Annotated in this window: 21 protein-coding genes and 1 pseudogene; 12 read left to right on the top strand and 10 right to left on the bottom strand. The window is 70.2% G+C overall.

Features of this window, described 5'->3' with window-relative positions:
* A pseudogene (locus tag GHC57_RS19550) lies at window positions 1–191 on the top strand (IS110-like element ISEc32 family transposase); the annotation flags it as partial.
* Between the two features lie 125 nt (window positions 192–316).
* Here the strand turns inward: GHC57_RS19550 and GHC57_RS10335 are convergent.
* Genes GHC57_RS10335 through GHC57_RS10345 form a run of 3 tightly spaced genes read right to left on the bottom strand, consistent with a single transcriptional unit; the run spans window position 317 to window position 3,931 of the window.
* Window positions 317–1,585, bottom strand: a complete 1,269-nt coding sequence (locus tag GHC57_RS10335; protein WP_153343878.1) for a class I SAM-dependent methyltransferase — start codon at window positions 1,583–1,585, stop codon at window positions 317–319.
* 22 nt (window positions 1,586–1,607) lie between these two features.
* Entirely contained in the window at window positions 1,608–2,489 is an 882-nt protein-coding gene (locus tag GHC57_RS10340; protein WP_153343880.1) for a DUF1365 domain-containing protein, read from the bottom strand.
* A complete protein-coding gene (locus GHC57_RS10345) occupies window positions 2,486–3,931 on the bottom strand; it encodes an NAD(P)/FAD-dependent oxidoreductase (protein WP_153343882.1) in 1,446 nt (481 codons plus the stop codon). Before GHC57_RS10345 ends, GHC57_RS10340 begins: the two co-directional genes overlap by 4 nt.
* 404 nt (window positions 3,932–4,335) lie before the next feature.
* Between GHC57_RS10345 and GHC57_RS10350 the strand changes: the two genes are divergently transcribed.
* The 3 genes from GHC57_RS10350 (at window position 4,336) to GHC57_RS10360 (ending at window position 7,397) form a co-directional block, all read left to right on the top strand.
* Window positions 4,336–4,902 carry a sigma-70 family RNA polymerase sigma factor gene (locus GHC57_RS10350; RefSeq protein ID WP_246152251.1) on the top strand — a complete coding sequence of 189 codons (567 nt, stop codon included), beginning with the start codon at window positions 4,336–4,338 and terminating at the stop codon, window positions 4,900–4,902.
* The gene (locus tag GHC57_RS10355; protein WP_153343884.1) at window positions 4,899–5,594 is read left to right on the top strand and encodes a ChrR family anti-sigma-E factor; all 696 of its coding nucleotides are present in this window, start codon (window positions 4,899–4,901) and stop codon (window positions 5,592–5,594) included. The genes GHC57_RS10350 and GHC57_RS10355 overlap by 4 nt, the downstream gene beginning before the upstream one ends.
* 201 nt (window positions 5,595–5,795) lie before the next feature.
* A complete protein-coding gene (locus GHC57_RS10360) occupies window positions 5,796–7,397 on the top strand; it encodes a cobyric acid synthase (protein ID WP_153343886.1) in 1,602 nt (533 codons plus the stop codon).
* Here GHC57_RS10360 and GHC57_RS10365 read toward each other — a convergent pair.
* Both GHC57_RS10365 and ndk read right to left on the bottom strand, forming a co-directional pair.
* A complete protein-coding gene (locus GHC57_RS10365) occupies window positions 7,304–8,626 on the bottom strand; it encodes an HD domain-containing phosphohydrolase (RefSeq protein WP_170294821.1) in 1,323 nt (440 codons plus the stop codon). The two genes, GHC57_RS10360 and GHC57_RS10365, sit on opposite strands and share 94 nt — an antisense overlap.
* Window positions 8,627–9,098: 472 nt before the next feature.
* Window positions 9,099–9,521 (bottom strand): nucleoside-diphosphate kinase, encoded by a 423-nt coding sequence (ndk, locus tag GHC57_RS10370; protein ID WP_153343890.1) that lies wholly within the window; start codon window positions 9,519–9,521, stop codon window positions 9,099–9,101.
* 324 nt (window positions 9,522–9,845) lie between these two features.
* On the opposite strand from ndk, the gene purE reads away from it, so the two are divergent.
* The 4 genes from purE (at window position 9,846) to cimA (ending at window position 14,375) form a co-directional block, all read left to right on the top strand.
* A complete protein-coding gene (purE, locus tag GHC57_RS10375; protein WP_153343892.1) occupies window positions 9,846–10,379 on the top strand; it encodes a 5-(carboxyamino)imidazole ribonucleotide mutase in 534 nt (177 codons plus the stop codon).
* Window positions 10,376–11,461 (top strand): 5-(carboxyamino)imidazole ribonucleotide synthase, encoded by a 1,086-nt coding sequence (locus GHC57_RS10380; RefSeq protein WP_153343894.1) that lies wholly within the window; start codon window positions 10,376–10,378, stop codon window positions 11,459–11,461. The genes purE and GHC57_RS10380 overlap by 4 nt, the downstream gene beginning before the upstream one ends.
* Before the next feature lie 117 nt (window positions 11,462–11,578).
* Window positions 11,579–12,565, top strand: a complete 987-nt coding sequence (gene acuI / locus GHC57_RS10385) for an acrylyl-CoA reductase (NADPH) (RefSeq protein ID WP_153343896.1) — start codon at window positions 11,579–11,581, stop codon at window positions 12,563–12,565.
* A gap of 181 nt (window positions 12,566–12,746) precedes the next feature.
* Window positions 12,747–14,375 carry a citramalate synthase gene (gene cimA / locus GHC57_RS10390; RefSeq protein WP_153343898.1) on the top strand — a complete coding sequence of 543 codons (1,629 nt, stop codon included), beginning with the start codon at window positions 12,747–12,749 and terminating at the stop codon, window positions 14,373–14,375.
* 369 nt (window positions 14,376–14,744) lie between these two features.
* Here cimA and purF read toward each other — a convergent pair whose 3' ends face one another.
* From purF to ubiA, 4 genes are read right to left on the bottom strand one after another with little or no spacing between them, the layout of a single operon-like run.
* Entirely contained in the window at window positions 14,745–16,262 is a 1,518-nt protein-coding gene (gene purF, locus GHC57_RS10395) for an amidophosphoribosyltransferase (protein ID WP_153343900.1), read from the bottom strand.
* Window positions 16,259–16,966, bottom strand: coding sequence for a CvpA family protein (locus GHC57_RS10400; RefSeq protein WP_153343902.1), 708 nt, complete (start codon window positions 16,964–16,966; stop codon window positions 16,259–16,261). The genes purF and GHC57_RS10400 overlap by 4 nt, the downstream gene beginning before the upstream one ends.
* 4 nt (window positions 16,967–16,970) lie before the next feature.
* Window positions 16,971–18,464, bottom strand: coding sequence for a DNA repair protein RadA (gene radA, locus GHC57_RS10405; RefSeq protein WP_153343904.1), 1,494 nt, complete (start codon window positions 18,462–18,464; stop codon window positions 16,971–16,973).
* Window positions 18,465–18,478: 14 nt separating this feature from the next.
* Entirely contained in the window at window positions 18,479–19,423 is a 945-nt protein-coding gene (ubiA, locus tag GHC57_RS10410) for a 4-hydroxybenzoate octaprenyltransferase (RefSeq protein ID WP_153343907.1), read from the bottom strand.
* A 625-nt stretch (window positions 19,424–20,048) separates the two neighbouring features.
* Between ubiA and ccoN the strand changes: the two genes are divergently transcribed.
* The 4 genes from ccoN to ccoP are packed head-to-tail and all read left to right on the top strand — an operon-like array spanning window position 20,049 to window position 23,411.
* Window positions 20,049–21,539 (top strand): cytochrome-c oxidase, cbb3-type subunit I, encoded by a 1,491-nt coding sequence (gene ccoN, locus GHC57_RS10415; protein ID WP_246152252.1) that lies wholly within the window; start codon window positions 20,049–20,051, stop codon window positions 21,537–21,539.
* 14 nt (window positions 21,540–21,553) lie between these two features.
* Entirely contained in the window at window positions 21,554–22,348 is a 795-nt protein-coding gene (gene ccoO / locus GHC57_RS10420) for a cytochrome-c oxidase, cbb3-type subunit II (RefSeq protein WP_170294822.1), read from the top strand.
* Window positions 22,349–22,375: 27 nt separating this feature from the next.
* Window positions 22,376–22,564: a cbb3-type cytochrome oxidase subunit 3 gene (locus tag GHC57_RS10425; protein ID WP_153343911.1), complete on the top strand. Its 189-nt coding sequence runs from the start codon at window positions 22,376–22,378 to the stop codon at window positions 22,562–22,564.
* Window positions 22,548–23,411, top strand: coding sequence for a cytochrome-c oxidase, cbb3-type subunit III (gene ccoP, locus GHC57_RS10430; RefSeq protein WP_153343913.1), 864 nt, complete (start codon window positions 22,548–22,550; stop codon window positions 23,409–23,411). Before GHC57_RS10425 ends, ccoP begins: the two co-directional genes overlap by 17 nt.
* A gap of 278 nt (window positions 23,412–23,689) precedes the next feature.
* On the opposite strand, the gene GHC57_RS10435 is transcribed toward ccoP, so the two are convergent.
* Entirely contained in the window at window positions 23,690–24,334 is a 645-nt protein-coding gene (locus tag GHC57_RS10435; RefSeq protein ID WP_153343915.1) for a hypothetical protein, read from the bottom strand.
* Window positions 24,335–24,738 lie beyond the last annotated feature (404 nt).

Consider the following 24,738-nt stretch of genomic DNA (forward strand, 5'->3'; position numbering starts at 1 on the left):
GCGCCTTGCGATCCAAGCTCTTCATGGCCGCGCTCTCCGCCGTGCGATACAACCCCGACCTCAAGGCCTTCTACGAACGGCTTATCGGAAACAAAAAGACACCAAAAGGCGCACTCCTCGCCGTTGCCAGAAAGCTCGTCACCATCGCAAACGCGGTCCTCCGGCCTCAGCCCGAACCCGCCACAAACTGAGTTGATGACGACGTTCAATTTGAGAGAGTCATCCTGAGGGAGTGAAACGACCGAAGGATCTCGTGAGGTGGAGTCCCCCGTCCTCCGTGTCACAAACCGGCAATCCGAGTTCGGAGACCTGGCCGTCATGCCGGCCGGTCCGCCCGGACCTGGACGACGTCGATGCTGCCGTGCTCGAACCCGGCCTTGCAGTAGCCCAGGTAGTACAGCCACAGCCGCCGGAAGCGTTCGTCGAAGCCGGTGTCCGACGCCAGAATGTCCGGCCACGCGGCCTCGAACGCGCCCCGCCACAGGCCCAGCGTGCGGCCGTAGTCCGGGCCGAAGGCCCGCTCGTCGGCCACGGTCAGCCCGGCGTCCGTCAGGCCCGCGCGCAGGTGGGTCTTCGTGGGCAGCATGCCGCCCGGGAACACGTAGGTCTGGATGAAGTCCGCGCCCCGGCGGTAATCCTCGAACCGGCTTTCGTCGATGGTGATGACCTGCAGCGCGGCCCGCCCACCCGGCTTCAGGCGCTCGCGCAGGGTGTCGAAGTAGACCGGCCAGTGCGCCTCGCCCACCGCCTCGAACATCTCGATGGAGGCAATGGCGTCGAACCGGCCCTGGACGTCGCGGTAGTCGATGAACTCGAAGGCCACCCGGTCGGCCAGGCCGGCCTTCTGCATCCGCGCCCGGGCATAGGCGAGCTGCTCGCGCGACAGGGTGATGCCGGTGACGCGGGCGCCGAACTCGCCGGCGGCCACCTCGGCGAAGCCGCCCCAGCCGCAGCCGATCTCCAGCACGTGCTGGCCGGGCTTCAGGTCCAGGTCGCGGCACATGCGGCGGTACTTGTTCGCCTGGGCCTCGGTCAGCGAGTCGTCGGGGCGCGCCCACAGGGCCGCCGAGTAGGTCATGGAGGGGTCCAGCCACGCCCCGTAGAACGTGTTCCCCAGGTCATAGTGATAGGCGATGTTGCGCCGGCTGCCGGCGCGGGTGTTGGCGTTGCGGCGGTGGCGCAGGGCATGAACCAGCCGGCCGCCCTTGGAGCCCAGGCGGGCGATCGACAGGTGGTCGTTGTTGACCAGGGCCAGCTTGAGCACGCTTTCCAGGTCCGGGGTATCCCACAGGCCGTCCACGAAGGATTGGCCGAAGCCGACGGCGCCGCCCAGCAGCAGCCGGCGGGCGGTCACCGGCGAGCGCATCAGCACCGTGGCGTCGGGACCGGGCTCGCGGCCGCCATAGACCCGGCGGCGTCCGTCGGGCCGGATCAGGGTCAGGCGGCCCCGGCGCAGGCGGCGGCCCAGGCGGTCCAGGGCGAACAGCCACAGGGCGCCCTCGCCGGGCAGCACCCGGGGCAGGCGGGGCAGGGACAGGGACGCCGTCGCGGCGGTGGCACTGGCGGAAGCGGAACGGTCGGACATGGCGGCGGTTCTCTTTTCTTCGTCAGGAGCCGGCGAGGCGCGGCGCGCCCGGGGTGGAGGCGGTCGGCGCGGCGGAAAGCGCCGTCCCGTCGGGGTTGACCGCGGTGACCAGATGGGACGGGGCCGGATCGCGACGAGCCAGGCGCACGCCCTTCAGCCACAGCCGCAGGGCCTCCCAATGGATGCCGACGATCACCTTCAGGGTCATCAGGGGGTGGCGGGCTATGGCCCCCGCCAGCACCCGGCTCGTCAGGGGCGCGCGGCGCCCGGTGAACGAGGCGTGCAGGAGCGGGCCCTCGGAGTCGGTCTGCTGGATGGCCACCGCGATGCGCTCGCCCGGCGGCCGGATCTTGAAGTGATAGGTCGTCTCCATGGCGATGAACGGCGAGACGTAGAAGCGCTTGGCGCAGGTCTGGCGCACCACGCCGCCCGCCGCTTCGTCCGGCGCGACCGGGATCAGGTAGCAGTGCCGCTCGCCCATGGTGTTGTTCACCTCGTGCAGCACGGCGGCGAGGCGTCCGTCCCGGTGGTAGCAGAAGTATTCCGTCAGCGGATTGAAGACGTAGCCCCACAGGCGCGGATAGCACAGGATCCGGATCGCGCCGCCGTCCAGGTCGATGCCCTCGGCGGCCAGGGTGGCCTCGACCCAGGGGCGCAGCGGCTGGCCGTCGCCCGGGCCGTGGTCGCGGTCGTGGAAGCCGAGCGGCGCGAATCGGTTGTAGCCGAAGCCCCGGACCGCGCGGTCCAGGGCCGGCAGTTCGTCCAGGTCCAGCAGCAGCGAGAACACGCGATAGCGCAGGCGGTGCTGGCGGGGCTTCAGGCGTCGGTGCAGCACGACGCCCCGGTACAGGGCGGACGCGAACCCGGAGTCGGGCGCTGCGGACGCGGGTGGCGTGACCGTCATGCCGCCGCCTCGTCGCCCCGGGCGCCCCGGTCGCCGCGCCGCAGGCGCGGGTCCGCCTCGTCGGCGTCGGCGCCCGCCAGCGCCTCGCCCAGGCGGATGCGGCCGCTCTCGTTCGGCACGGTCCAGGGCCGGCGCACGCCGCCCAGGGCCTCGGCCACCGCGAGGCCCGCCTGCAGGCCGTCCTCGTGGAAGCCCGCCCCCATGTAGGCCCCGCAGAACCAGGTCCGGCGGCGGCCCTGCAGACGCCAGACCTGCTCCTGCGCGGCCAGGGCGGCGCGGTCGTACAGCGGATGATCGTACAGGAAGCCCCGGATCACCGTGCCGTCCGCCGGCTCACGCGGCGGGTTGAGGGTGACGAACAGGGGGGCCTTGTCGTCCAGGCCCTGCAGGCGGTTCATCCAGTAGGTCACACAGACCTGATCGCGCCCCTGGGCGTCGCGGGTGCCGATGAAGTTCCAGCTCGACCACGCCCGGCGGGCCTTGGGCATCAGGCTGGGGTCGGAATGCAGGATCGCCCGGTTGCGGGTGTAGGTGAACCCCTCCAGAACCGTGCGCTCGCGGTCGTCGGCGTCGGACAGCAGCGACAGCGCCTCGTCGGCGTGGCAGGCCAGGACCACATCGTCGAACACGTGCGTCTCGCCGCGCAGGTCCTCCAGCATCACGCCGCCCTGCACGCGCCGGATGCGGGTGATCTTGGCGTTCAGGTGGATGCGGTCCACGTACGAGGCCGTCAGCCGCTTGACGTATTCGCGGCTGCCGCCGGTGACGGTGCGCCACGCGGGCCGGTCGCGCAGCTTCAGCAGGCCGTGGTTCACGAAGAACTGGATGAAGGCGGCGGCGGGATAGGCGCGCATGTCCGCGACCGGCGTGGACCAGATGGCGGCGCCCATGGGCAGCAGGTGGTCCTCGACGAAGGCCTGTCCGTAGCCGTGGGCCGTCAGGTATTCGCCCAGGGTCACCCGGCGGGCGCGCGGGTCCTCCAGGAAGGCGGGGGCTTCGCGGTAGAAGCGCATCAGATCGCGGATCATGGACCAGAAGCGCGGCCGCAGGGCGTTGCCCGGCTGGGCCAGCAGCCCGCCCAGGCCGGTGCCGGCGTATTCCAGGCGGCCGCTGTCCAGCGACGCGGCGAAGCTCATGTCACTTTCGTGCGTGGGCACGCCCAGATGCTCGAACAGGGCCACCAGGTTGGGATAGTTCACCGTGTTGTAGACGATGAAGCCCGTGTCCACGGCGATCGGCTGGCCGTTCGGCCCCGGCGCCTCGACGGTGTTGGAATGGCCGCCGATGTAATCGCCGCGCTCGAACACGGTCACGTCGTGGGCCTTGGACAGCAGCCACGCGGCGCTCATGCCGGCGATGCCGGTCCCCACCACGGCGATGCGGCGGCGCGGTCCGCTCGGGGCGGAGGCGCCGCGGTCGTGGTCTGCAGGCTGTGCGGTCATATTCGGAAAGATCCCCATCGGTCTGGCCCATCGCGCTGGAAGTGGAGGGTCTGAGCGGGGTGCAGGCGTTCTGTCCGCGCCAACCCGGCCCCGGTGTCCCGGCGATAACCCACAGGCTACGGTAGGACATCGCCGCCGGATCACCATGCGGCGCGGGGAAACGCGACATCGCTTCCGGGCTTGAAACCCGACGCGTTCGGTCCAATCATCTCCTGCGGACGGAGGGGTTCGACGCAAAAGGACAGGACGGCGGAAAAAGCGGCCGCGCGGTCTGATCCACGGCTCACATGCAGCGTATAAGGGTCATGATGAATGACACGCTCTCTCGTCCCCCGTCGGGACCTGCCGCCCGTCAGACACCGCGAGGCCGCGCCGGCCAACCGGATGCCGCGCGCGGTGCGGCCATGACCAGTGTCGCGATGGATGGCGAGGCGTTGGCCGGCATGGTGCGGTCGATCGCCGAACACCGCGATCAGACCGCCTTCGTGCGCCTGTTCGAGCACTTCGGCCCGCGCATCAAGGGCTTTTTGATGCGACAGGGGGCCAGCGACAGCGAGGCGGACGATCTGGCCCAGGATGTCATGCTGACGGTGTGGCGCAAGGCGGGTCAGTTCGACCCGGTCAAGGCGGCCGCGAGCACCTGGATCTTCACCATCGCCCGGAACCGCCGCATCGATGTGCTGCGCCGGGAGCGGCGGCCGGAGCCGGACGCCAACGATCCGCTGCTGGTGGGCGAGCCCGAACCCTGCGCCGAGACGCAAATGTCCACGGCCCAGATCCAGGTCCGGATTCGCGAGGCCATGGCCACGCTGCCGCCGGAACAGGTGGAAGTGCTGACGCTGTCATTCTTCGAGGACATTTCCCATTCGGACATCGCCGACCGTCTCGGCATTCCGCTGGGCACCGTGAAATCGCGTCTGCGTCTGGCCTTCCGCAAGGTCAAGGCGCTTGTTGGAGATGAATTCGCATGACCGTCAAGCATCACCCCAGCGAGGCACTGCTCCTCGCCTATGCCGCCGGGCATCTGGGCGAGGGCTTGTCGCTGCTCATGGCCACGCACCTGACCTACTGCCCGGACTGCCGCGCGGCGGTGGCGGAGGCCGAGGCCGTGGGCGGCGCCGTGATGGAGGAGAGCGCGCCCGTCGTGATGCGCGACGGCGCGCTGGATGCGCTGCTGGGTCGCCTGGACGCGCCCGCGCCGGAGGCCCGGCGCCCGGCGCCGCCGTCGGTGACGCGCCGCCGTCCCGCCTCGTCGCCGGCCCGCGCGGTTCAGGGCGGCATCGCGCTGCCCGCGCCGTTGAAGTCCTACGTCAGCGATCTGGCCGGCGCCCGCTGGCAGTGGGTCGGCCCGGGGGTGCGTCAGCTCGACCTGATGCAGCGCCCGCGCGGCCGGGACACCGCCCGCATGCTGCGGATCGCGCCGGGGCGCGTGCTGCCCCATCACGGGCACGAGGGTCTGGAACTGACCGTGGTCCTGCAGGGCTCGTTCACCGACGAGCAGGGCCGGTTCACCGCCGGCGACCTGGCCGAGATCGACCGCGACGGCAGCCACCAGCCGATCGCCGATTCGGGCGAGGACTGCATCTGCATCATCGGCACCGATGCGCCGTTGCGGTTCTCGGGCTGGGTGCCGCGCATGATGGCCCCGATGATGGGGTTCTAGGGACTCCGAGCGGGCCGAGGGACGGCGCGCGGCGGCGATGCGGCGGGTTGCGCCTTCGGCGCGACCCGGCTCCACGGCGTCTCGCGTTGCGCCACGCGTGCCGTCACCCGATCGCCCTGTTGAGGCCCGCCTGGGGCGTTGATCCGGGGCGGGTGATGGGGCATTGTCCGCCGCTCCCTCTCCCCGTGATTGCCGGTCATCATGAACGTCGTGTCGTCCAAGCCCCTGCCCCCCGTTCCCGCGATTCCCGAGGACCTGCCGATCCCCAAACCGCCGCCGGGCGCCAAGAAACGGGCGCGGGCGCTGATGATCCAGGGCACCAGTTCCGACGTGGGCAAGAGCCTGCTGGTGGCCGGCCTGTGCCGCGCCTTCACCCGGCGCGGCCTCGACGTGCGCCCGTTCAAGGCGCAGAACATGAGCAACAACGCCGCCGTGGCGGTGGACAGCGATGCGCTGCCCAACCCGGATGGCACCTGGCCCCACGGCGAGATCGGCCGCGCCCAGGCCCTGCAGGCGCGGGCCTGCCGGCAGGCGCCGTCCATCGACATGAACCCGGTGCTGCTCAAGCCGCAGACCGAGATTGGCGCGCAAGTCGTTCTGCGAGGGCGCGTGCTCGGCAACTGCCCGGCCCGGGTCTATCACCGCATGCGCCATGCCCTGATGCCGTCGGTGCTGGGCAGCCTGGAGAAGCTGCGCGCCGATGCCGATCTGGTGATTGTCGAGGGCGCGGGCTCGGGCGCCGAGGTCTATCTGCGGGATTCGGACATCACCAACATGCGCCTCGCCGAGAGGGCCGACCTGCCGGTGGTGTTCCTGTCCGACATCGACCGCGGCGGCACCATGGGGGCGCTGGTGGGCACCCATGCCCTGCTGCGCCCGGAGGACAACGCGCGCGTGCGCGGCTACCTCATCAACAAGTTCCGGGGCGACTTCACCATCTTCGAGCCCGCGTGCGACACCATCACCCAGCGCACCGGCTGGCCGTTCCTTGGGGTGGTGCGGTGGTTCGAGGGCGGCGCGCGGCTGCCGGCCGAGGACTCGCTGGCGCTGGAGCGCCCGGCGGAGCCCGGCGCGGGCGACCTGCGCATCGCCGTGCCGCGCCTGTCGCGCATCGCCAACTTCGACGACATCGACCCGCTGGCGGCGGAGCCGGGGGTCTCGGTCTCCTGGGTCCAGCCGGGCATGCCGATCCCGCGCGACACCCACGTCATCATCCTGCCGGGCTCCAAGGCGACCCGGGCGGACCTGGACGTGCTGCGCCGCGAGGGCTGGGATATCGACATCCGCGCCCACGTGCGCCAGGGCGGCCACGTGGTGGGGCTGTGCGCGGGCTTCCAGATGCTGGGCCGGGTGGTGCGCGATCCCCAGGGCATCGAGGGACCGCCCGGCGAGACGGACGGTCTGGGCCTGCTGGACATCGAGACCGAAATCGGCGGCGACAAGCGCCTGATCGATCTGGCGCTTCATGACGCCGAGAGCGGCTGTCCGGTGACCGGCTATGAGATGCACATGGGGCGCACCGCCGGCGCCGGCCTGGACCGGCCGTGGCTGCGGCTGTCGGAGACCCCGGACGACGGCCCGGCCCGGGCGGAGGGCGCCATCTCCGCCGACGGGCGGGTGATGGGGGCCTATGTCCACGGCCTGTTCGGCGGCGACGCCTTCCGCGCGCACTGGATCGCCCGCATGGGCGGCGAGGCGGCCCGGATGAACTACGACGCGCGGGTGGAACAGGCCCTCGACGATCTGGCGGCCCACGTGGAGGCCAACCTGGACCTGGACGCCCTTCTCGACATGGCCACCTGATCGAGGCACACGCCGCCCCGTCCGCAGGCCGTGAGGGTGTCGGCGTGGTCGATGGCCAGGCCCACCAGATCGCTGTCCAGCTTGCGGGCGCGCGCCATGTCGCCCAGGATCTCCCGGATGCGGGCCATGGGCATCGCCTCGCGGTAGGGGCGGGTCTGGGCCAGGGCCTGGAACACGTCGGCGACCGCCACGATGCGGCTTTCCGTGGGCAGGTCCGGCGCGCTCTTGCCGAAGGGGTAGCCGCTGCCGTCCAGCGCCTCGTGATGGCTGCCGGCCCACTCGGCGATGTCCTCGAAGCCCTGGATCTGGCGCAGGATCTGATGGGTGTAATAGGCGTGCCGGTTCATCGTGGCCCGCTCGGCCGCGTCCAGCGGGCCGGACTTCTCCAGGATCGTGTCCGGAATGCGCAGCTTGCCGATGTCGTGCAGCAGGCCTGCGATCTGGACCTTGCGCTGCTGGTCCTCGTTCAGCCCGGCCAGCGCGGCCAGCCGCGCACAGATGGCGCCCACGGCCACCGAGTGGGTGGCGGTGAAGCGGCACTTGGCGTCCACGATGTGGGCGAAGATGGACGCCAGTTCGGTCAGCACCGGAAACGACACCAGGGTGTAGCGGCCGTCGCGGGCCATCGGCGCCAGTTCGATGGGCAGCGCGTCGGCATCCAGACCGAACCACAGCGCATCCCGGGACGCGGCGGCGCGGAAGGCCTCGACCACATCGGGGGCGAAGCGGTCCCCGGACTCCCGGTCCAGCACGCCCAGGATCTCGTCGCGCCGCATGAGCGGGTCGGTCAGGTCGTCTCCGGTCAGCATCGCATCCACACGGTCGGCCAGATAGATGATATTGGCGCTCAGCCGCTGGTCCGGATCGAGCGCGTGAGCGCCGTCCGCCAGTTCGAACCAGGCCGAGTGGTGGCCGGCGACGAGCGGCGCCAGGTGGGCCAGGGGCGCGCAGCCGGACAGCAGGTCGTGGCCGCGTTCGCAGTGCCCGTAGGCGTCGGGGATGTCATAGGCGGAGACGAGCACGCGATGCTCGCGGGTCGAGGAGACGCCGGCGTCGTGCAGCAGCGCGGCCTCGAACAGGCGGGCCTGGTGGTGGCGGTTCAATCCGAGGGTCTGCCCGATCGCGTGGCTGAGGAAGGCGACGCGCTTGCCGTGGTTGATGTCCGTGACGCCCACGAAATCCAGCACGCCCGACAGGTTGAAAACCACTTCACGCAGGTCAAGGAGCATTCCAGGGCGTCTCCGATCGAACTCGACCCCGCCACGGCGCGGATCGCCCGATGCACTGGCCCCGCCGGGCCTGGACGTCAGCCGGAGGGTCATTCATTCGGATGGATCGCGATGTCTCTGCTGCGCCGTTCGCAGGAGCGCACCCCCTTCCTAGGGATCAAGGATGGGCCAAGTGATTAAAGCAAGTCGCGCCCCGGGTGCGCAAGATGGCCGCATGGCATGCCTGAGCCGTCCGATTCGCATGTCAAGCGCGCGTTGGTCGATATGCGCCCGCAATAAGGGTTAGCACAAACACGCATGGCGGGCACGGAAATAGCTCGGCCCGCCTCCGATCTGTGCCCCGGCGCACCGCACCGGGTGCCACGCCGATCACAAAAACCAAACATGTCCGGACGGAGCCCCCCCCAAAAAAAGACGCGGCCCCCGCCGGGGACCGCGTCTCTAGACGATATGCCAGGACGATGCGGCGGCCTTAGCCGACGATCTCCACCTCGGCGAAGAAGTAGGCGATCTCCTTGGCCGCGTTTTCCGGCGAATCGGAGCCGTGGACCGAGTTCGCCTCGATGGATTCGGCGAAGTCCTTGCGGATCGTGCCGGCATCGGCGTTGGCCGGGTTGGTGGCGCCCATGATCTCGCGGTTCAGGGCCACGGCGTTCTCGCCTTCCAGCACCTGCACGACCACCGGCCCGGAGCACATGAACTCGACCAGCGAGTTGAAGAACGAGCGCTCCTTGTGGACCGCGTAGAAGCCCTCGGCGACGGCCTTGGTCATCCGGAGACGGCGCTGCGCGACGATGCGCAGGCCGCGCTCCTCGAACCGGGCGTTGATGGCGCCGGTCAGGTTGCGGCGGGTGGCGTCGGGCTTGATGATCGAAAGCGTGCGTTCGATGGCCATCGGGGGGGATTCCTGTTGTCTCTGGTGAGTCTGTCGGGACTGCGCGGACACGACAAAAAAACGCCCCGGCTGCGCTGGGGCGAACGCGGGCGCCTTCTTAGTCCTTCGCGCGGGGCTTGGCAACCCGCGTCGGCGGGCGCGTGGCCCGCCTGTTGCCGCGCCGCACCATGGCGCAGACGCGCGGCCCTTTTGGCGCCCGCTCGGGTTGGCGCCCGCTCGGGCGCGGACCCGCACGGGGGGCGGACAAGGAATGATTCCCTTGGCCCCCGATCTGCACTAGGGTGCGCGGCTTCCACGCGCCCTTTCACCGTACGGCGAGCCGGCATGACCGACCACACCGCTTCGACGCCCGAGACCGCGCCGCCCCGGGTCGGGATCATCATGGGCAGCCAGTCCGACTGGGAGACCATGCGCCACGCCGCCGACACCCTGGCGGCGCTGGGCGTGCCGGCCGAGGTCCGCATCGTCTCCGCCCACCGCACGCCCCGGCGGCTGTACGAGTATGCCGAGACGGCCAGGGCGCGCGGCCTTCAGGTGGTGATCGCGGGGGCCGGCGGGGCCGCGCATCTGCCCGGCATGTGCGCCGCCATGACGCCGCTGCCGGTGTTCGGCGTGCCCGTGGAAAGCCGCACCCTGAAGGGCCTGGACAGCCTGTTGTCCATCGTGCAGATGCCGGCGGGCGTGCCCGTGGGCACGCTGGCCATCGGCCGCGCCGGGGCCGTGAATGCCGCCCTGCTGGCGGCGGCGGTGGTGGCGCTGCGGGATCCGGCCGTGGCCGAGGCGCTGGATGCGTGGCGCGCCCGCCAGACGGACGCGGTCGCCCTGGAGCCCGTGGACCCGCCCGAAGGTGCGCAATGACCGTCATCCCGCCCGGTGGCACGGTCGGCATCATCGGCGGCGGCCAGCTCGGCCGCATGGCGGCCATGGCGGCCGCGCGCCTGGGCTACGATTGCGTGGTCCTGACGCCCGAGGCGGACAGCCCGGCGTCCCGTGTCGCGCGCGAGACCATCGTTGCCCCCTATGACGATCCGGAGGCCCTGGCCACGTTCGCGGCGGCGGTGGATGTGGTCACCTTCGAGTTCGAGAACGTGCCCGCCCCCGCCGTGGCCTGGCTGGCCGCGCGCCGGCCGGTGCGGCCGTCGTGGACCGTGCTGGAGAGGGCGCAGGACCGCATCCGGGAAAAGACCTTCCTCAATGATGCCGGCATCGACACCGCACCCTGGCGGTCGGTCCACGGGCCGGACGACCTGCGGGCGGCCCTGGCCGCGCTGGGCGGGCCGGCCATCCTGAAGACCGCCCGCATGGGCTATGACGGAAAGGGTCAGATGCGCCTGGACGCCGATGCGGACCCGGCCGCGGCCTGGGCGGCGCTGGACACCGATGCGGCGGTCCTGGAAGGGGTCGTCGATTTCGCGATGGAAGCGGCGGTCATCGTGGCGCGCGGGCCGGGCGGAACCACCGCCACCTTCGAGCCCGTGCAGACCGTCCACATCCACCATATCCTGGACACGACCATCGCCCCGGCGCCGCTGCCCGACGAGACCCGCGCGGCCGCGCGCGCTCTGGCCGTCCGCGCCGCCGACGCGCTGGATCTGGTCGGTCTGCTGGCGGTCGAGCTGTTCGTCACGCGGGACGGCCGGCTGCTGGCCAACGAGATGGCGCCCCGGCCGCACAACTCCGGGCACTGGAGTCTGGACGGCGCGGTGACCGACCAGTTCGAGCAGTTCATCCGCGCCGTCTGCGGCCTGCCGCTAGGGTCCACGGCGCGCCTGGGCGAGACCGTGCGCATGAGGAACCTGCTGGGGGATGATGCGTTCACCTGGGACACCCTGCTGGCGGACCCGGCCGCGAAGCTCCATCTGTACGGCAAGCGGGCGGCCCGGCCGGGCCGCAAGATGGGGCATGTGACCTGGGTGGAGATCGGTCCGTCAGCCGACTGAACCCGTCGGCCTGCCGAACGGTCCCGCCTCGACTCGCGGGCTTGCGCCTTGACCCGGCGCCATTCTGCCGAAAAGGTTACGGACCCCCTCGATCCGACCCACACAAGGGAGTGCTCCATGTTCAAGGCTCTTGTCCTGAACCGTGCCGAGGATAAATCCACCCAGGCCGCCGTGACCGAGGCCGACGAGGCCGACCTGCCCGAAGGCGACGTCACCGTCGCGGTCAGCCACTCGACCCTGAACTACAAGGACGGTTTGGCCATCACCGGCAAGGGGCCGGTGGTGCGGTCCTGGCCGATGATCCCGGGGATCGACTTCGCCGGCACGGTGACCGAGAGTCGCCACGCCGACTTCAAGGCCGGCGATGCGGTGGTGCTGAACGGCTGGGGCCTGGGCGAGACCCGCTGGGGCGGCCTTGGGGCGCGGGCGCGGGTGTCCGGCGATTGGCTGGTGCCGCTGCCGTCGGCCTTCAGCGCGGCCCAGGCCATGGCCATCGGCACCGCCGGCTACACCGCCGCCCTGTCCGTGCTGGAGCTGGAGCGCCAGGGCCTGACCCCCGACACGGGCCCGGTGCTGGTGACCGGCGCCACCGGCGGCGTCGGCGGGGTCGCGATCATCCTGCTGGCCAACAAGGGCTTCGAGGTGGTCGCCATGACCGGCAACACCGCCGAGGCGGACTACCTGAAGGGCCTGGGCGCGGCCGACGTGATGGACCGGGCCGAGTACGCCAACCCGGCCAAGCCGCTCGGCAAGGAGCGCTGGGCCGGCGCGGTGGACGCGGTGGGCAGCGTGACCCTGGCCAACGTGCTGTCGCAGATGAAGTATTTCTCGCCGGTGGCGGCCTGCGGTCTGGCCGGCGGCATGGACCTGCCGTCCTCGGTCGCGCCGTTCATTCTGCGCGGCGTCAAGCTGTGCGGCATCGAGAGCGTCTACATGCCCAAGCCTGCGCGGCTCGCGGCCTACGACCTGATGGCGCAGCACCTGGACCCGGCCAAACTGGACGCCATGACCGAGACCATCGGCCTGTCGGACGCCATTCCCGCCGCCGGGCGCCTGATGAAGGGTCAGGTGCGCGGCCGCGTCGTGGTCGAGATCGAGGGGTAATGCCCGGGGCGATGAGGCGGACGGGTCCGTTTCATCGCCTCCCGGTTTCGCTCTCTCGGGTTCCCCATTGCGCGGGTCCCGGGCCTGTTGCATTGTCCGCGCCACGGGCGAGCGCCCGGCCCGCCGGACCGCCGGCGACCGGGGCGCGCCTGCGGTCTTCCCACGGCAGGACATCCCGGCGATGAGCAGCCCCCGCGTCCATCTGTTCGACAGCACCCTGCGCGACGGCGCGCAGACCCACGGCGTCGATTTCTCCGCCGCCGACAAGGCGGCCGTCGCCCGCTCGCTGGACAGCCTGGGCATCGACTACATCGAGGGCGGCTGGCCCGGCGCCAACCCCACGGACGACACCTTCTTCGCCAATCCGCCCACGCTGTCCCGGGCGCGCCTGTGCGCCTTCGGCATGACGCGGCGCGCCGGCCGCAGCGCCGACAACGATCCCGGTCTTCGCGCCCTGCTGGAGGCCCAGGCCCCCGTCGCCGTGCTGGTGGGCAAGAGCTGGGACTTCCAGTGCAAGGTCGCCCTCGGCGTCGAGCCGGACGAGAACGTGCGCATGATCGCCGACAGCATCGCGCTGATGGTGCGCGAGAAGGGCGAGGCCATGTACGACGCCGAGCACTTCTTCGACGGCTACAAGGCGAACCCGGACTACGCCGTCTCGTGCCTCAAGGCGGCCCTGGACGCGGGCGCGCGCTGGGCCGTGCTGTGCGACACCAACGGCGGCACCCTGCCCCACGAGGTGGAGGCCATCACCGCCGCCGTGATCGCGGCCGGCGTGCCGGGCGATCAGGTGGCCATCCACTGCCACAACGACACCGACAACGCCGTGGCCAACTCGCTGGCCGCCGTCCGCGCGGGCGCCCGGCAGGTCCAGGGCACCATCAACGGCCTGGGCGAGCGCTGCGGCAACGCCAACCTGATTTCCGTCATTCCCAGCCTGACGCTCAAGATGGGCTACGACGTGGGCCTGAACCCGGACGGGCTGGCGCGTCTGACGGAGATCTCCCGCGCCCTGGACGAGCGCCTGAACCGCGCGCCCAACACCCACGCGCCCTACGTCGGCGTCTCGGCGTTCGCGCACAAGGGCGGGCTGCACGTCTCGGCCGTCGAGAAGGACCCGCGCTGCTACGAGCACATCGACCCCGCATTGGTGGGCAACCGCCGCCAGATCCTGGTGTCCGATCAGGCCGGGCGCTCCAACGTGCTGTCGCGGCTGCGCGAGGTGGGCCTGGAGGTGGACCCGGACGAGCCCAAGGTGGCCCGCGTGGTGGACGAGGTGAAACTGCGCGAGTTCAAGGGCTACGCCTACGACGGCGCCGGCGCCTCGTTCGAGCTGCTGGCCCGGCGGCTGCTGCACCGGGTGCCGGAGTACTTCCGCCTGTCCAGCTTCCGCGTCATCGACGAACGCCGCTGGAACGCCAAGGGCGAGCTCATCACCCTGTCCGAGGCCACCATCAAGGCCGTCATCGGCGATCAGCACCTGATGACCGTCGCCGAGGGCAACGGCCCGGTGAACGCGCTGGATGCGGCGCTGCGCAAGGTGCTCATGCCGGTCTATCCGCAGCTTTCCGACCTGCGGCTGGTGGACTACAAGGTGCGCATCCTGACGCCGGACGCCGCCACGGCCGCCATCACCCGCGTGCTGATCGAAAGCGCCGACTCGACCGGCGCGCGCTGGACCACGGTGGGGGTGTCGTCGAACGTGATCGACGCCTCGTACAATGCGTTGCACGACTCGATCACGTACAAGCTGTTCACCGCCGAGGTTCCGGCCCGGGACGCGGCCGGCGCGGTCGCCGCCGCCGAGTAGACGCACCCGGGATCGGGGGTCGTACCGCCGCCCCGGCGGGGCCGGCTGCGTCAGGCAGGAGAATCCCGGGGCGGTTCAAGAGCGGCTTCAGGGTTCTGGTGTTCGTGACCAGCAGTTCTCGTTTTGGCCGCGCGGCCTCCGAAATGAACGGCCGTGAGCCTCAGGCGCGAACCGGACTCCCTCCCCTGGATAGGGGAGGGCTGGGGTGGGGTTGAAAAAATTCCGTGGGATTGACGCGGCTCGCGAGATCCGTGCGGAAATGAACGCGCCCCCCTCCCAACCTCCCCCGAAGGGGGGAGGCGAACAGGCCGGCACCGGCCGCAACCGATGTTCTCCCTCCACCCTGAGAATTGCTGGTTTGTGCCCCCTCTACCCCGCCTCGCGCAACAGGGTGAGCTGCTGGCGGGCGCGGCTGCCGGCCTCCTCGTCCACCAGGCGGATGGGGTATTCCCCCGTGAAGTAGTGGTCGAGGAACTTGGGGTGGGCCGGGTCGCGGCCCTCCGGCTCGCCCAGGGCGCGATACAGCCCGTCCAGCGAGACGAAGCCCAGGCTGTCGGCGTCGATGAAGTTCGCCATGCCCTCCTCGCTCATGCGGGCGGCCAGCAGATCCGACCGATCGGGCGTGTCGATGCCGTAAAAGCACGGATGGCGGATGGGCGGGCTGGCCACGCGCACGTGCACCTCGGCGGCCCCGGCCTCGCGCACCATCTCGATGATCTTCACCGAGGTCGTGCCGCGCACGATGGAGTCGTCGATCAGCACCACCCGCTTGCCCTTGATGACCGCGCTGTTGGCGTTGTGCTTCAGGCGCACGCCCAGACGGCGGATCTCCTGCGTCGGCTCGATGAAGGTGCGGCCCACATAGTGGTTGCGGATGATGCCCAGTTCGAAGGGCAGCCCGGCGCCCTCGGCGAAGCCCATGGCGGCGGGCACGCCGGAGTCGGGCACGGGAATGACCACGTCGGCGTCGGCCGGGCATTCGACGGCCAGTTCGCGACCGATGGCCTTGCGCACCTCGTAGACGCTGCGCCCGGCCATGATGCTGTCGGGGCGGGCGAAGTAGATGTACTCGAACAGGCAGGGGCGGGGGGCGACCGGGAAGAACGGCTTGCGGCTTTCCAGGCCGTCCTCGGTGATGATGACCATCTCGCCGGGTTCGATCTCGCGCACCAGATCGGCGCCGATGATGTCGAGCGCCACGGTCTCGGACGCCAGCAGATAGGCGTCCCCGCGCCGGCCAAGGACCAGGGGGCGCACACCGTAGGGGTCGCGCACGCCGATCAGCTTCTGTTTGGTCAGCACCACCAGCGAGTAGGCCCCGACCACCTGCTTCAGGGCGGCGGTCAGGCGCTCCACCACCCGGCCGGACGTGCGGGCCATCAGGTGGAGGATCACCTCGGTGTCGGTGGTGGACTGGAAGATGCAGCCCTGTCCGATCAGCTCGTGACGCAGCGCCAGCGCGTTGGTCAGGTTGCCGTTGTGGGCCAGGGCGACGCCGCCCAGGTCCAGTTCGGCGAACAGCGGCTGCACGTTGCGGGGATTGGGCGCGCCGGTGGTGGAGTAGCGGTTGTGCCCGATGGCCGCGTGCCCGGACAGGCTCTCCATCACGTCGCGGGACTTGGACGAGAACACCTTGCCCACATGGCCGAGCCCCCGGTGCGCGTTGAAGCGCTCGCCGTCGTGGGCGACGATGCCGGTGGCCTCCTGGCCGCGGTGCTGCAGGGCATGCAGGCCGAGCGCCGTATGGGCGGCGGCGTCGGGGGTGCCGAACACGCCGAACACGGCGCATTCGTCACGCGCCCGGTCGGCGAGGGAGTCGAACGCCAGCGGCGGAGGAACGAGGAGAGGCGCATGCCCCCCCGATTGGGACGCCGCTGTCAGTGTCATTGCGTGCTCTCCATCAAACGGTCCATGCCCTGGCGCTGGTCCGGGTCGTAGCCGCCGGCCTCGCCGGCGCCGGCCGGGTCCTGGGCATCGGGTTCGGGACGGCGCAGGGCCTCGAACGCGCGCTGGGCGTCCAGGGCGGGGCTGGACGCGGCCGCGCCGCCCTCGCCCGCGCCGCCGGCGGTCTGCCGGTCCTCTTCGTCCTCGGGCGGCGCGATCAGGTCGGGCGGCAGCAGCGCCACCAGCGTCGCCGTGCCCTGGTCGATGAAGGGCATGCTGCGCGCCTCCAGCACCCATTCGGGCTGCTCCGCGCGCGGCACCAGCCACGAGCCGGCCACGTACAGCACGATCACGATCACCCCGCCGCGCGCCAGCCCGAACAGAAAGCCCAGGGTGCGGTCCAGCGCATTCAGGGCGCTGTCATGCACCCGCCGCGCGATCAGCGCCGTGATGATCGACAGCGCCACCAGCACCACCAGGAAGATGCCGACGGCAGCCACCAGATCGGCAACCCAGTCGATGGGGATGTACTGGCGGACGTAAGGCTGCGCCTCCGGCAGGCCGTAGATGGCGGCCAGGATGGCGCCGATCCACGCGCCCACGCCCAGCACCTCGTGCACGAAGCCGCGGAAGAAGGCCAGCGCGCCCGACATCAGCAGCACGACCAGCACGACGATGTCCACCGGATTGACCGGCCAGTTCTCCATCCCGCTATCTCCCCTGATCCCTCGTCGGCCGGCCGGCCGTCTCGCCCGCGCCCTTCGCGGGGATGCCCTGCGCGGCGGTGTCCACGCCCAGCGCCGCCAGCAGGTCCTGCACGTGCCCGATGGCGTGCCGGGCCAGTGGCGGGCCACCGGCCTCGTTTCGGGCCGTCTCGGGCGATGCCGCGCGCCGCCGCGCGCGCGGGCGCTCGGCGGTGACCGGCACCAGGGCGGACGAGAAGCCCAGCTTGGCGGCCTCCTTCAGGCGGGCATCGGTCTGACTGACCGGGCGCAACTCGCCGGACAGGCCGATCTCGCCGAACACGACCCGGTCGGCCGGCAAGGCGGTGTCGCTGGCGGCCGAGACCAGCGCGGCGGCCACGGCCAGGTCCGCCGCCGGCTCGCCGATCCTCAGGCCCCCGGCCACGTTGAGATATACGTCATGGCCCGCCAAGGCAAGGCCGCAGCGGGCCTCCAGCACGGCCAGCACCATGGCCAGCCGGCCCGAATCCCAGCCCACCACGGCGCGCCGGGGTGAGCCGCCCGAGGCGGCGGCGACCAGGGCCTGGATCTCCACCAGCATGGGCCGGCTGCCCTCGATGCCCGCGAACACGCACGCGCCGGAGACGTTGCCGCGCCGCTCCGCGAGGAACAGGGCGGAGGGGTTGTCCACCTCCATCAGGCCGGCGTCGGTCATCTCGAAGACGCCGATCTCGTCGGTGGCGCCGAAGCGGTTCTTGACCGCGCGCAGGATGCGATAGGGGTGGCCGCGCTCGCCCTCGAAGTACAGCACGGTATCGACCATGTGTTCCATGACGCGGGGGCCGGCCAGGGTGCCCTCCTTGGTCACGTGGCCGACCAGGAACAGGGTGAAGCCGCGCCGCTTGGCCAGCCGGATCAGTTCGTGCGCGCAGGTGCGCACCTGCCCGACCGTGCCCGGGGCCGAGTCGAGGGTGTCGGAGTACATGGTCTGGATCGAGTCGATCACCACCACGCCCGGACCGTCCGGGCCGGCGGGCGCGTCCAGGCTGGCGACGATGTCGCGCACACTGGTGGCGGCGGCGAGCGAGACCGGGGCCTCGTCGAGCCCCAGGCGGGCGGCGCGCAGGCGGACCTGCTCCACCGCCTCTTCACCCGAGATGTAGGCCACGGGCGCCGATCCGGCCAGCGCGGCGGCGGCCTGCAGCAGCAGGGTGGACTTGCCGATGCCCGGGTCCCCGCCCACCAGCAGGGCCGAGCCGGGCACCAGCCCGCCGCCGCAGACCCGGTCCAGCTCGCCGATGCCCGTGAGGCGGCGGGGCGGCGGCCTGCCCTCGCCCTTCAGGCCGACGAAGCCCAGCCGCCGGCCGCCCTGGCCGGCGGTGATCCCCTTGGGCGCGGCCTCGCGCGGGGCCTCCTCGACGATGGTGTTCCACTCGCCGCACGACTCGCAGCGGCCGGCCCACTTGGCCGTGACGGCGCCGCAGGACTGACAGACGAAGGTGCGGGCGGGGGCTTTGGCCATGAGGAGCGGGCCGCCTAGGCGGCCCCGTCCCCGGCCAGCACGCGGCCGACGATGATGGCGGCGAACAGCAGCCAGCCCATGTGCCGGTTGGACTTGAACTTGGCCAGACAGTCACGGGTGTCGTGGATGTTCACCGTCAGCGCCTGCCACAGCAGGTGGCCCAGCGGCAGCGCCAGCAGGGCGAAGAACGCCCAGTGCAGATCGGCCAGCCAGCCGGCCAGGGCGACAAGGCCCATGAAGCCCGCGATGAACACCAGCAGCGCGGGTTTCGTCTTCTCGCCCAGGGCCAGCGCGGCGGACTTCACGCCCACGATCAGGTCGTCTTCCTTGTCCTGGTGGGCGTAGACGGTGTCGTAATGCAGCGTCCAGAAGAAGCACCCGGCGTAGAGCGCGAAGGCGGCCGGGTCCAGCTCGCCCCGCACCCCGGCCCAGCCCATCAGGGCGCCGTAGGTGAAGGTGATGCCCAGCCACGCCTGCGGCCAGTAGGTGATGCGCTTCATGAACGGATAGGTGAACACCAGGGGCAGCGAGGCCAGCCCGACCATGATCGCGAACGGGTTCAGCGAGACGAGAACGGCCAGCCCGATGAGGCCGAGCCCGATCAGGAACGCCAGCGCCTGCGCGCGGCTGACCGCGCCCGAGGCGATGGGCCGCGCCGCCGTGCGCGCCACCTTGGCGTCGAAATCCTTGTCCACGATGTCGTTGTAGGTGCAGCCGGCCCCCCGCATGACCACCGAGCCGATCAGGAACAGCACCAGCAGCACCGGGTCCGGAAGATAGGCGGTGGAGGCATCGGCGGCCATGGCGGTGCTCCACCAGCAGGGCCACAGCAGCAACCACCAGCCGATGGGGCGGTCCAGCCGGATCAGCTTGGCATAGGGCAGCATCGGCGCCGGCACCAGCCGGTCCACCCAGGTTCCCACCGGCATGTCGCCGATCAGGTCCGCGCTTTTCGCCATGACTGCCTCGTCCTTCGCCCGGTTCAGGAGCCCACCGACGGCCTGTGCCGTCGCGTGACGCTGGTATACTGCCGGGGCCCCCTCCCGCTCAAGGGTCGGACCGCCCGCCGGGCCTGTGGTGTTCACCAGGGGGGACGAGAGAAAGGCCGATTTTTGGCGGAAAATTGATTCAGATCAATGGCCGGCCCGGCCCGGGGCGGAATAGTTTGGCCCGTTCGAATGGGCAGGTCGGTTGCCCAGGGTATCGGGAGCCGGTCACCAGAGGGATTTGGTCGGAAAATCCTCTCGGCCCGGTCCGAGTCCAGGGGGGCGACCCACCCGGACGGGGCGGCAGGGTCAGGCCGCGCGGGGCCTTGCGCCCGCGGCCGGCCATGATCGTTCGGATCGGCACGGGTTTCGGATTGACGCGCCCGCCGCGAGGACTCTCGCCCCGGCACGCCTTCCCCCGGGTCCGCCCTTTTCCGCGCCGGATCCCACTCTTTCGGGTGGGGCCGTGCGACCCACCGCGCCGACAAAATGGCTCGGCGCACGGTGTGGTCTTCACGAACGCGCGGCATGCACGGTACTCTGGCTCCGGAACGAGCCAGGCAACGGAGATCGGGAGGCGGCATTGACGCAGGCGACCATGGCACACGGCGCTGCGCAGGGCGCGCGGGCGGACGGCACCTTCTATGTCGAGGGTCCCGTCCGTCTGTTCGTCCTGGCGTCCGTATTCTGGGGCATCATCGGATTCACGGTGGGCGACGTCATCGCCTGGCAGTTGGCCTTCCCGGCGCTGAACCTGGATCTTCCGTGGACCACATTCGGCCGTCTGCGCCCGCTGCACACCTCGGCGGTGATCTTCGCGTTCGGCGGCAACGTGCTGTTCGCCACCTCGCTGTACGTGGTGCAGCGGACCTGCCGGGCGCGGCTCTACGGCGGCGACGGGCTCGGCTACATCGTGTTCTGGGGCTACCAGATCTTCATCGTGATCGCCGCGCTGGGCTACGTGACCGGCGCCACCCAGGGCAAGGAGTACGCCGAGCCCGAGTGGTACGCCGACCTGTTCCTGACGGTGGTCTGGGTGCTGTACATGGCCGCCTTCATCGGCACCATCCTGAAGCGCCGCGAGCCGCACATCTACGTCGCCAACTGGTTCTTCCTGGCGTTCATGGTGACCATCGCGCTGCTGCACCTGGGCAACAACATGGCGGTGCCGGTGGCGCTGATGGGCGGCGACTCGTGGACCAAGTCCTACGGGCTGCTCTCGGGCGTGCAGGACGCGATGACCCAGTGGTGGTACGGGCACAACGCGGTCGGCTTCTTCCTGACGGCCGGCTTCCTGGCCATCATGTACTACTTCGTGCCCAAGCAGGCAAACCGGCCGGTCTACTCCTACCGGCTGTCGATCGTGCACTTCTGGGCGCTGATCTTCCTCTACATCTGGGCCGGTCCGCACCACCTGCATTACACCGCGCTGCCCGATTGGGCGCAGACGCTGGGCATGGTGTTCTCGGTCATGCTCTGGATGCCCTCGTGGGGCGGCATGATCAACGGCCTGATGACGCTCTCGGGGGCGTGGGACAAGCTGCGCACCGACCCGGTGCTCCGCTTCCTGGTGGTCTCGGTGGGCTTCTACGGCATGTCCACCTTCGAGGGCCCGATGATGTCCCTGAAGGCGGTCAACTCGCTGTCGCACTACACCGACTGGACCGTGGGCCACGTGCATTCGGGCGCTTTGGGCTGGGTCGCCTTCATCTCGTTCGGCGCGCTGTACTTCATGGTTCCGGCCCTGTGGAAGCGCAAGTCGCTGTACTCGCTGAAGCTGGTGTCGCTGCACTTCTGGATCGCGACCCTGGGCATCGTGCTGTACATCACCGCGATGTGGGTCTCGGGCATCATGCAGGGCCTGATGTGGCGGGCGTACGACGACCTGGGCTTCCTGCAGTACTCGTTCATCGAGTCCGTCGAGGCCATGCACCCCTACTACATCATCCGCGCCACCGGCGGCGTGCTGTTCATCATCGGGGCGCTCATCATGGCCTACAACTTCTACCGCACCATCAAGGGTGACGTGGCCGAGGGCGCGCAGGACAGCGTGCCGGCGACCGGCGCCGCCGTCGGCGCGCAGGGCTAGGGGAGGACGGATCGGTGAGCCTCATCAAGCATCACAAACTGCTCGAAACCAACGTCTTCCTGCTGGTGCTCGGCATCTTCGTGACGGTCGCGGTCGGCGGTCTGGTGGAGATCGTGCCCCTGTTCTCGATCAAGTCCACGATCGAGAACGTGCAGGGGGTGCGGCCCTACACCCCGCTGGAGCTGGCGGGCCGCGACATCTATGTGCGCGAGGGCTGCTACAACTGCCACAGCCAGATGGTGCGGCCCTTCCGCGACGAGATCGAGCGCTACGGGCACTACTCGCTGGCGGCCGAAAGCAAGTTCGACCACCCGTTCCAGTGGGGCTCGAAGCGCACTGGGCCCGATCTGGCGCGGGTCGGCGGCAAGTACTCCAATGAATGGCATGTGCGCCACCTGATCGACCCGCGCTCCGTGGTGCCGGAATCGATCATGCCGGGCTATCCCCATCTGGCCGCGCGGCCGCTGGACTACGCCACCATCGACGCGCACATGAAGACGCTGGATCTGGTCGGCCGGGGCGAGACCTACACCCCGATCGACGGCGCCATCGAAAACGCCGTCGCCGACCTGGAGGCCCAGGCCACCCCGGATGCCGACACCGAAGCCCTGGTGGCCCGCTACTCGGACTTCGCCTACGGCCCCGACCGGGCCGAGGATCAGGTCACGACCATGGCGCTGGGCGACCTGGACGGAAATCCCGACGTCATCACGGAGATGGACGCGATGGTGGCCTATCTGCAGGTCCTGGGCACGATGGTGGACTTCACCGACGTGGACGAGACCCGCAAGGCAGACTGGATTCGCTAGGGGCGCCCGCCCCGTCTGGAGGTACCGATGGACTCCCTGGACCAGCTTTCGGACTTTCTCCGGCAGTTCTGGGGCCTGTGGTTGATGCTGCTGTTTCTCGGCATCGTCTGGTGGGCCTACCGGCCCAAGAACAAGGATCGGTTCAAGGACGACGCCATGATCCCGCTTCGGGATGACGAGACGGTGGAGGAGAATGACAATGGCCGATCATCCTGAACGCGACGAGATCACCGGACGCTACACCACCGGCCACGAGTGGGACGGCATCAAGGAACTCAACACCCCGCTGCCCAAATGGTGGGTCTGGGTGTTCTACATCACGATCGGGTGGTCGGTGCTGTACACCATCGCCTATCCGTCCTGGCCGGCCATGGCCGGGTTCTTCAACGGGGCGCTGGGCTGGAACGCCCGCTCCGCGCTGGAAGAGAACCTCGCAGAGGCCCGCGAGTCCCGCTCGGAGTGGCTGACCCAGATCGCGGCCAAGGAGGTGCCGGCCATCCTGGAGGACAACACCCTGCGCAGCTACGCCATGCGCGGCGGCGAGGTGCTGTTCAAGGAAAACTGCGCGCCCTGCCACCAGACCGGCGGGGCCGGGGCTCACGGCTATCCCACCCTGGCGGATGACGAGTGGATCTGGGGCGGCACGCCCGACGCCATCCTGACCACCATCCGCTACGGCATTCGCGACCAGGACAACGACGACACCCGGGTCAACTACATGCCGGCCTTCGGCGACGACTGGTTCACGGACGAGGAGATCGAGGCCGTCGCCGGCTACGTCTACGCCCTGTCGCATGGCGAGGCGCCGGCGGAAGGTCCGGGCCAGACGCTGTTCTCGCAGCAGTGCGTGGCGTGTCATGGGCCGGATGGCGGCGGCGTGCCGATGCTGGGCGGCCCGCCTCTGAACAACCGCATCTTCCTGTACGGTGGCGAACAGGACGACATCGCGGCCCAGGTGCGCAACCCGACGCACGGCGTCATGCCGCCGTGGGAGAACCGCCTGTCCGACGAGGAGATCAAGCAGCTTGCGGTCTACGTCCACTCGCTGGGCGGTGGCGAGTAGGGACCTCATCCCGTCGACCCCGACGACCCGGGGGGCAGGCCTGGCCTGCCCCCCGATCGCGTCAAGGGACAGGGCTCGGAATCCAGATGACAGGGGTGTCATGGTTCGTGCCCCATCACGAGATTCCTCGCGCCCTTAGGGCGCTCAGGATGACACTGTCTATTAAAAGTGTGTCATCCTGAAGGAGTGAAGCGACCGAAGGTCCTCGTGAGGCGGGTTTGACCCCATCAGTGTCACAGCACGGTCATCCGGGTTCGGAGCCCTGCGTCAAGGGACCGCTACTTGATGATGCCCTTGTAGTTGCCGTAGTTGTAGGTGGCGGCCACGATCAGCCCCCCACCCTTGCCGAAGCCGAAGCCCCAGCCGACCCATTGGCCGACCTTCGGCCACTGGCCTTCCCAAAAAAACGAGACCTGACCATAGACTCCGGGCCCGCCGCCGACGGTGATCTCGTAGCAGTTGCCCCCGAGCACCGTGGGTGGGCGCCAGTAGCAGGCGAAATCCACCCCGCCGCCAATCCCGGCCCCGGCAACGGCGCCACCGCCGACAGAGTAGAACACCCCGAAGTAGGGCGAGACGCTGGCGCCGAAGAACCCGGCCGCCGCCTGCGCCCCGATTCCGATCCCGCCCGATCCGCCCAGGCCCAGCGTGAAGGTATGGCCCTGGGACATCGGCACCATGGGCGCCAGATATTGCGGCGGGTTCACCACGGTCACCTTGGCCGGCCCGCCGGTCTGAGCGTAGGCCAGCACGGCCTTTTCGTATTCCTTGGCGCCCGGCCTGTTGACGTACGCCTCGATGGCCTTTGTGGTCATGAACCCCGGCTTGTCGAGCCGGGCCGGCGGCATCGGCCGCGCGCCCACAATCTGCCCATTGGCCAGACGCGACAGGTCCAGCCGCACCTCGAAAACATCCTGCCCCATACGGACCCCCCCCGTTCATGGACCGCCGGTCTTCCCGCGCGGCCCGCTGCCCACCGATCCCGGCCCCCGCCAGCATCGCCCCGACATGGGCACGCGGGTGCCCATGAAACCGGCCGACGGAAAGGTTCATCCTTTGCGTCGGCCGGCCGGCCCGACTGGGCCGGCGCCGCGAAGCGGCGGAGGCGATGAAGCGGACGCGTCCGGTTCATCGCCGATCAGAATGACGCCAGGATATCTACAGGCGCCGCATTGATCGCCCCGATAGATGTTGCGGTCTCATCTCTTATGGGTGCGGCGGGCCGCCGATGCGCAAACGGCGCGGGCGCTGGCCCCTCCGACCAAGCCTCCCGGTGGAAATCCACGCCCGGGCGCGTCATGATCCGCGCCCGCGTCCGCTCCCTCTG

It is taken from the genome of Roseospira navarrensis (genome assembly GCF_009601025.1).
Lineage (GTDB): Bacteria > Pseudomonadota > Alphaproteobacteria > Rhodospirillales > Rhodospirillaceae > Rhodospira > Rhodospira navarrensis.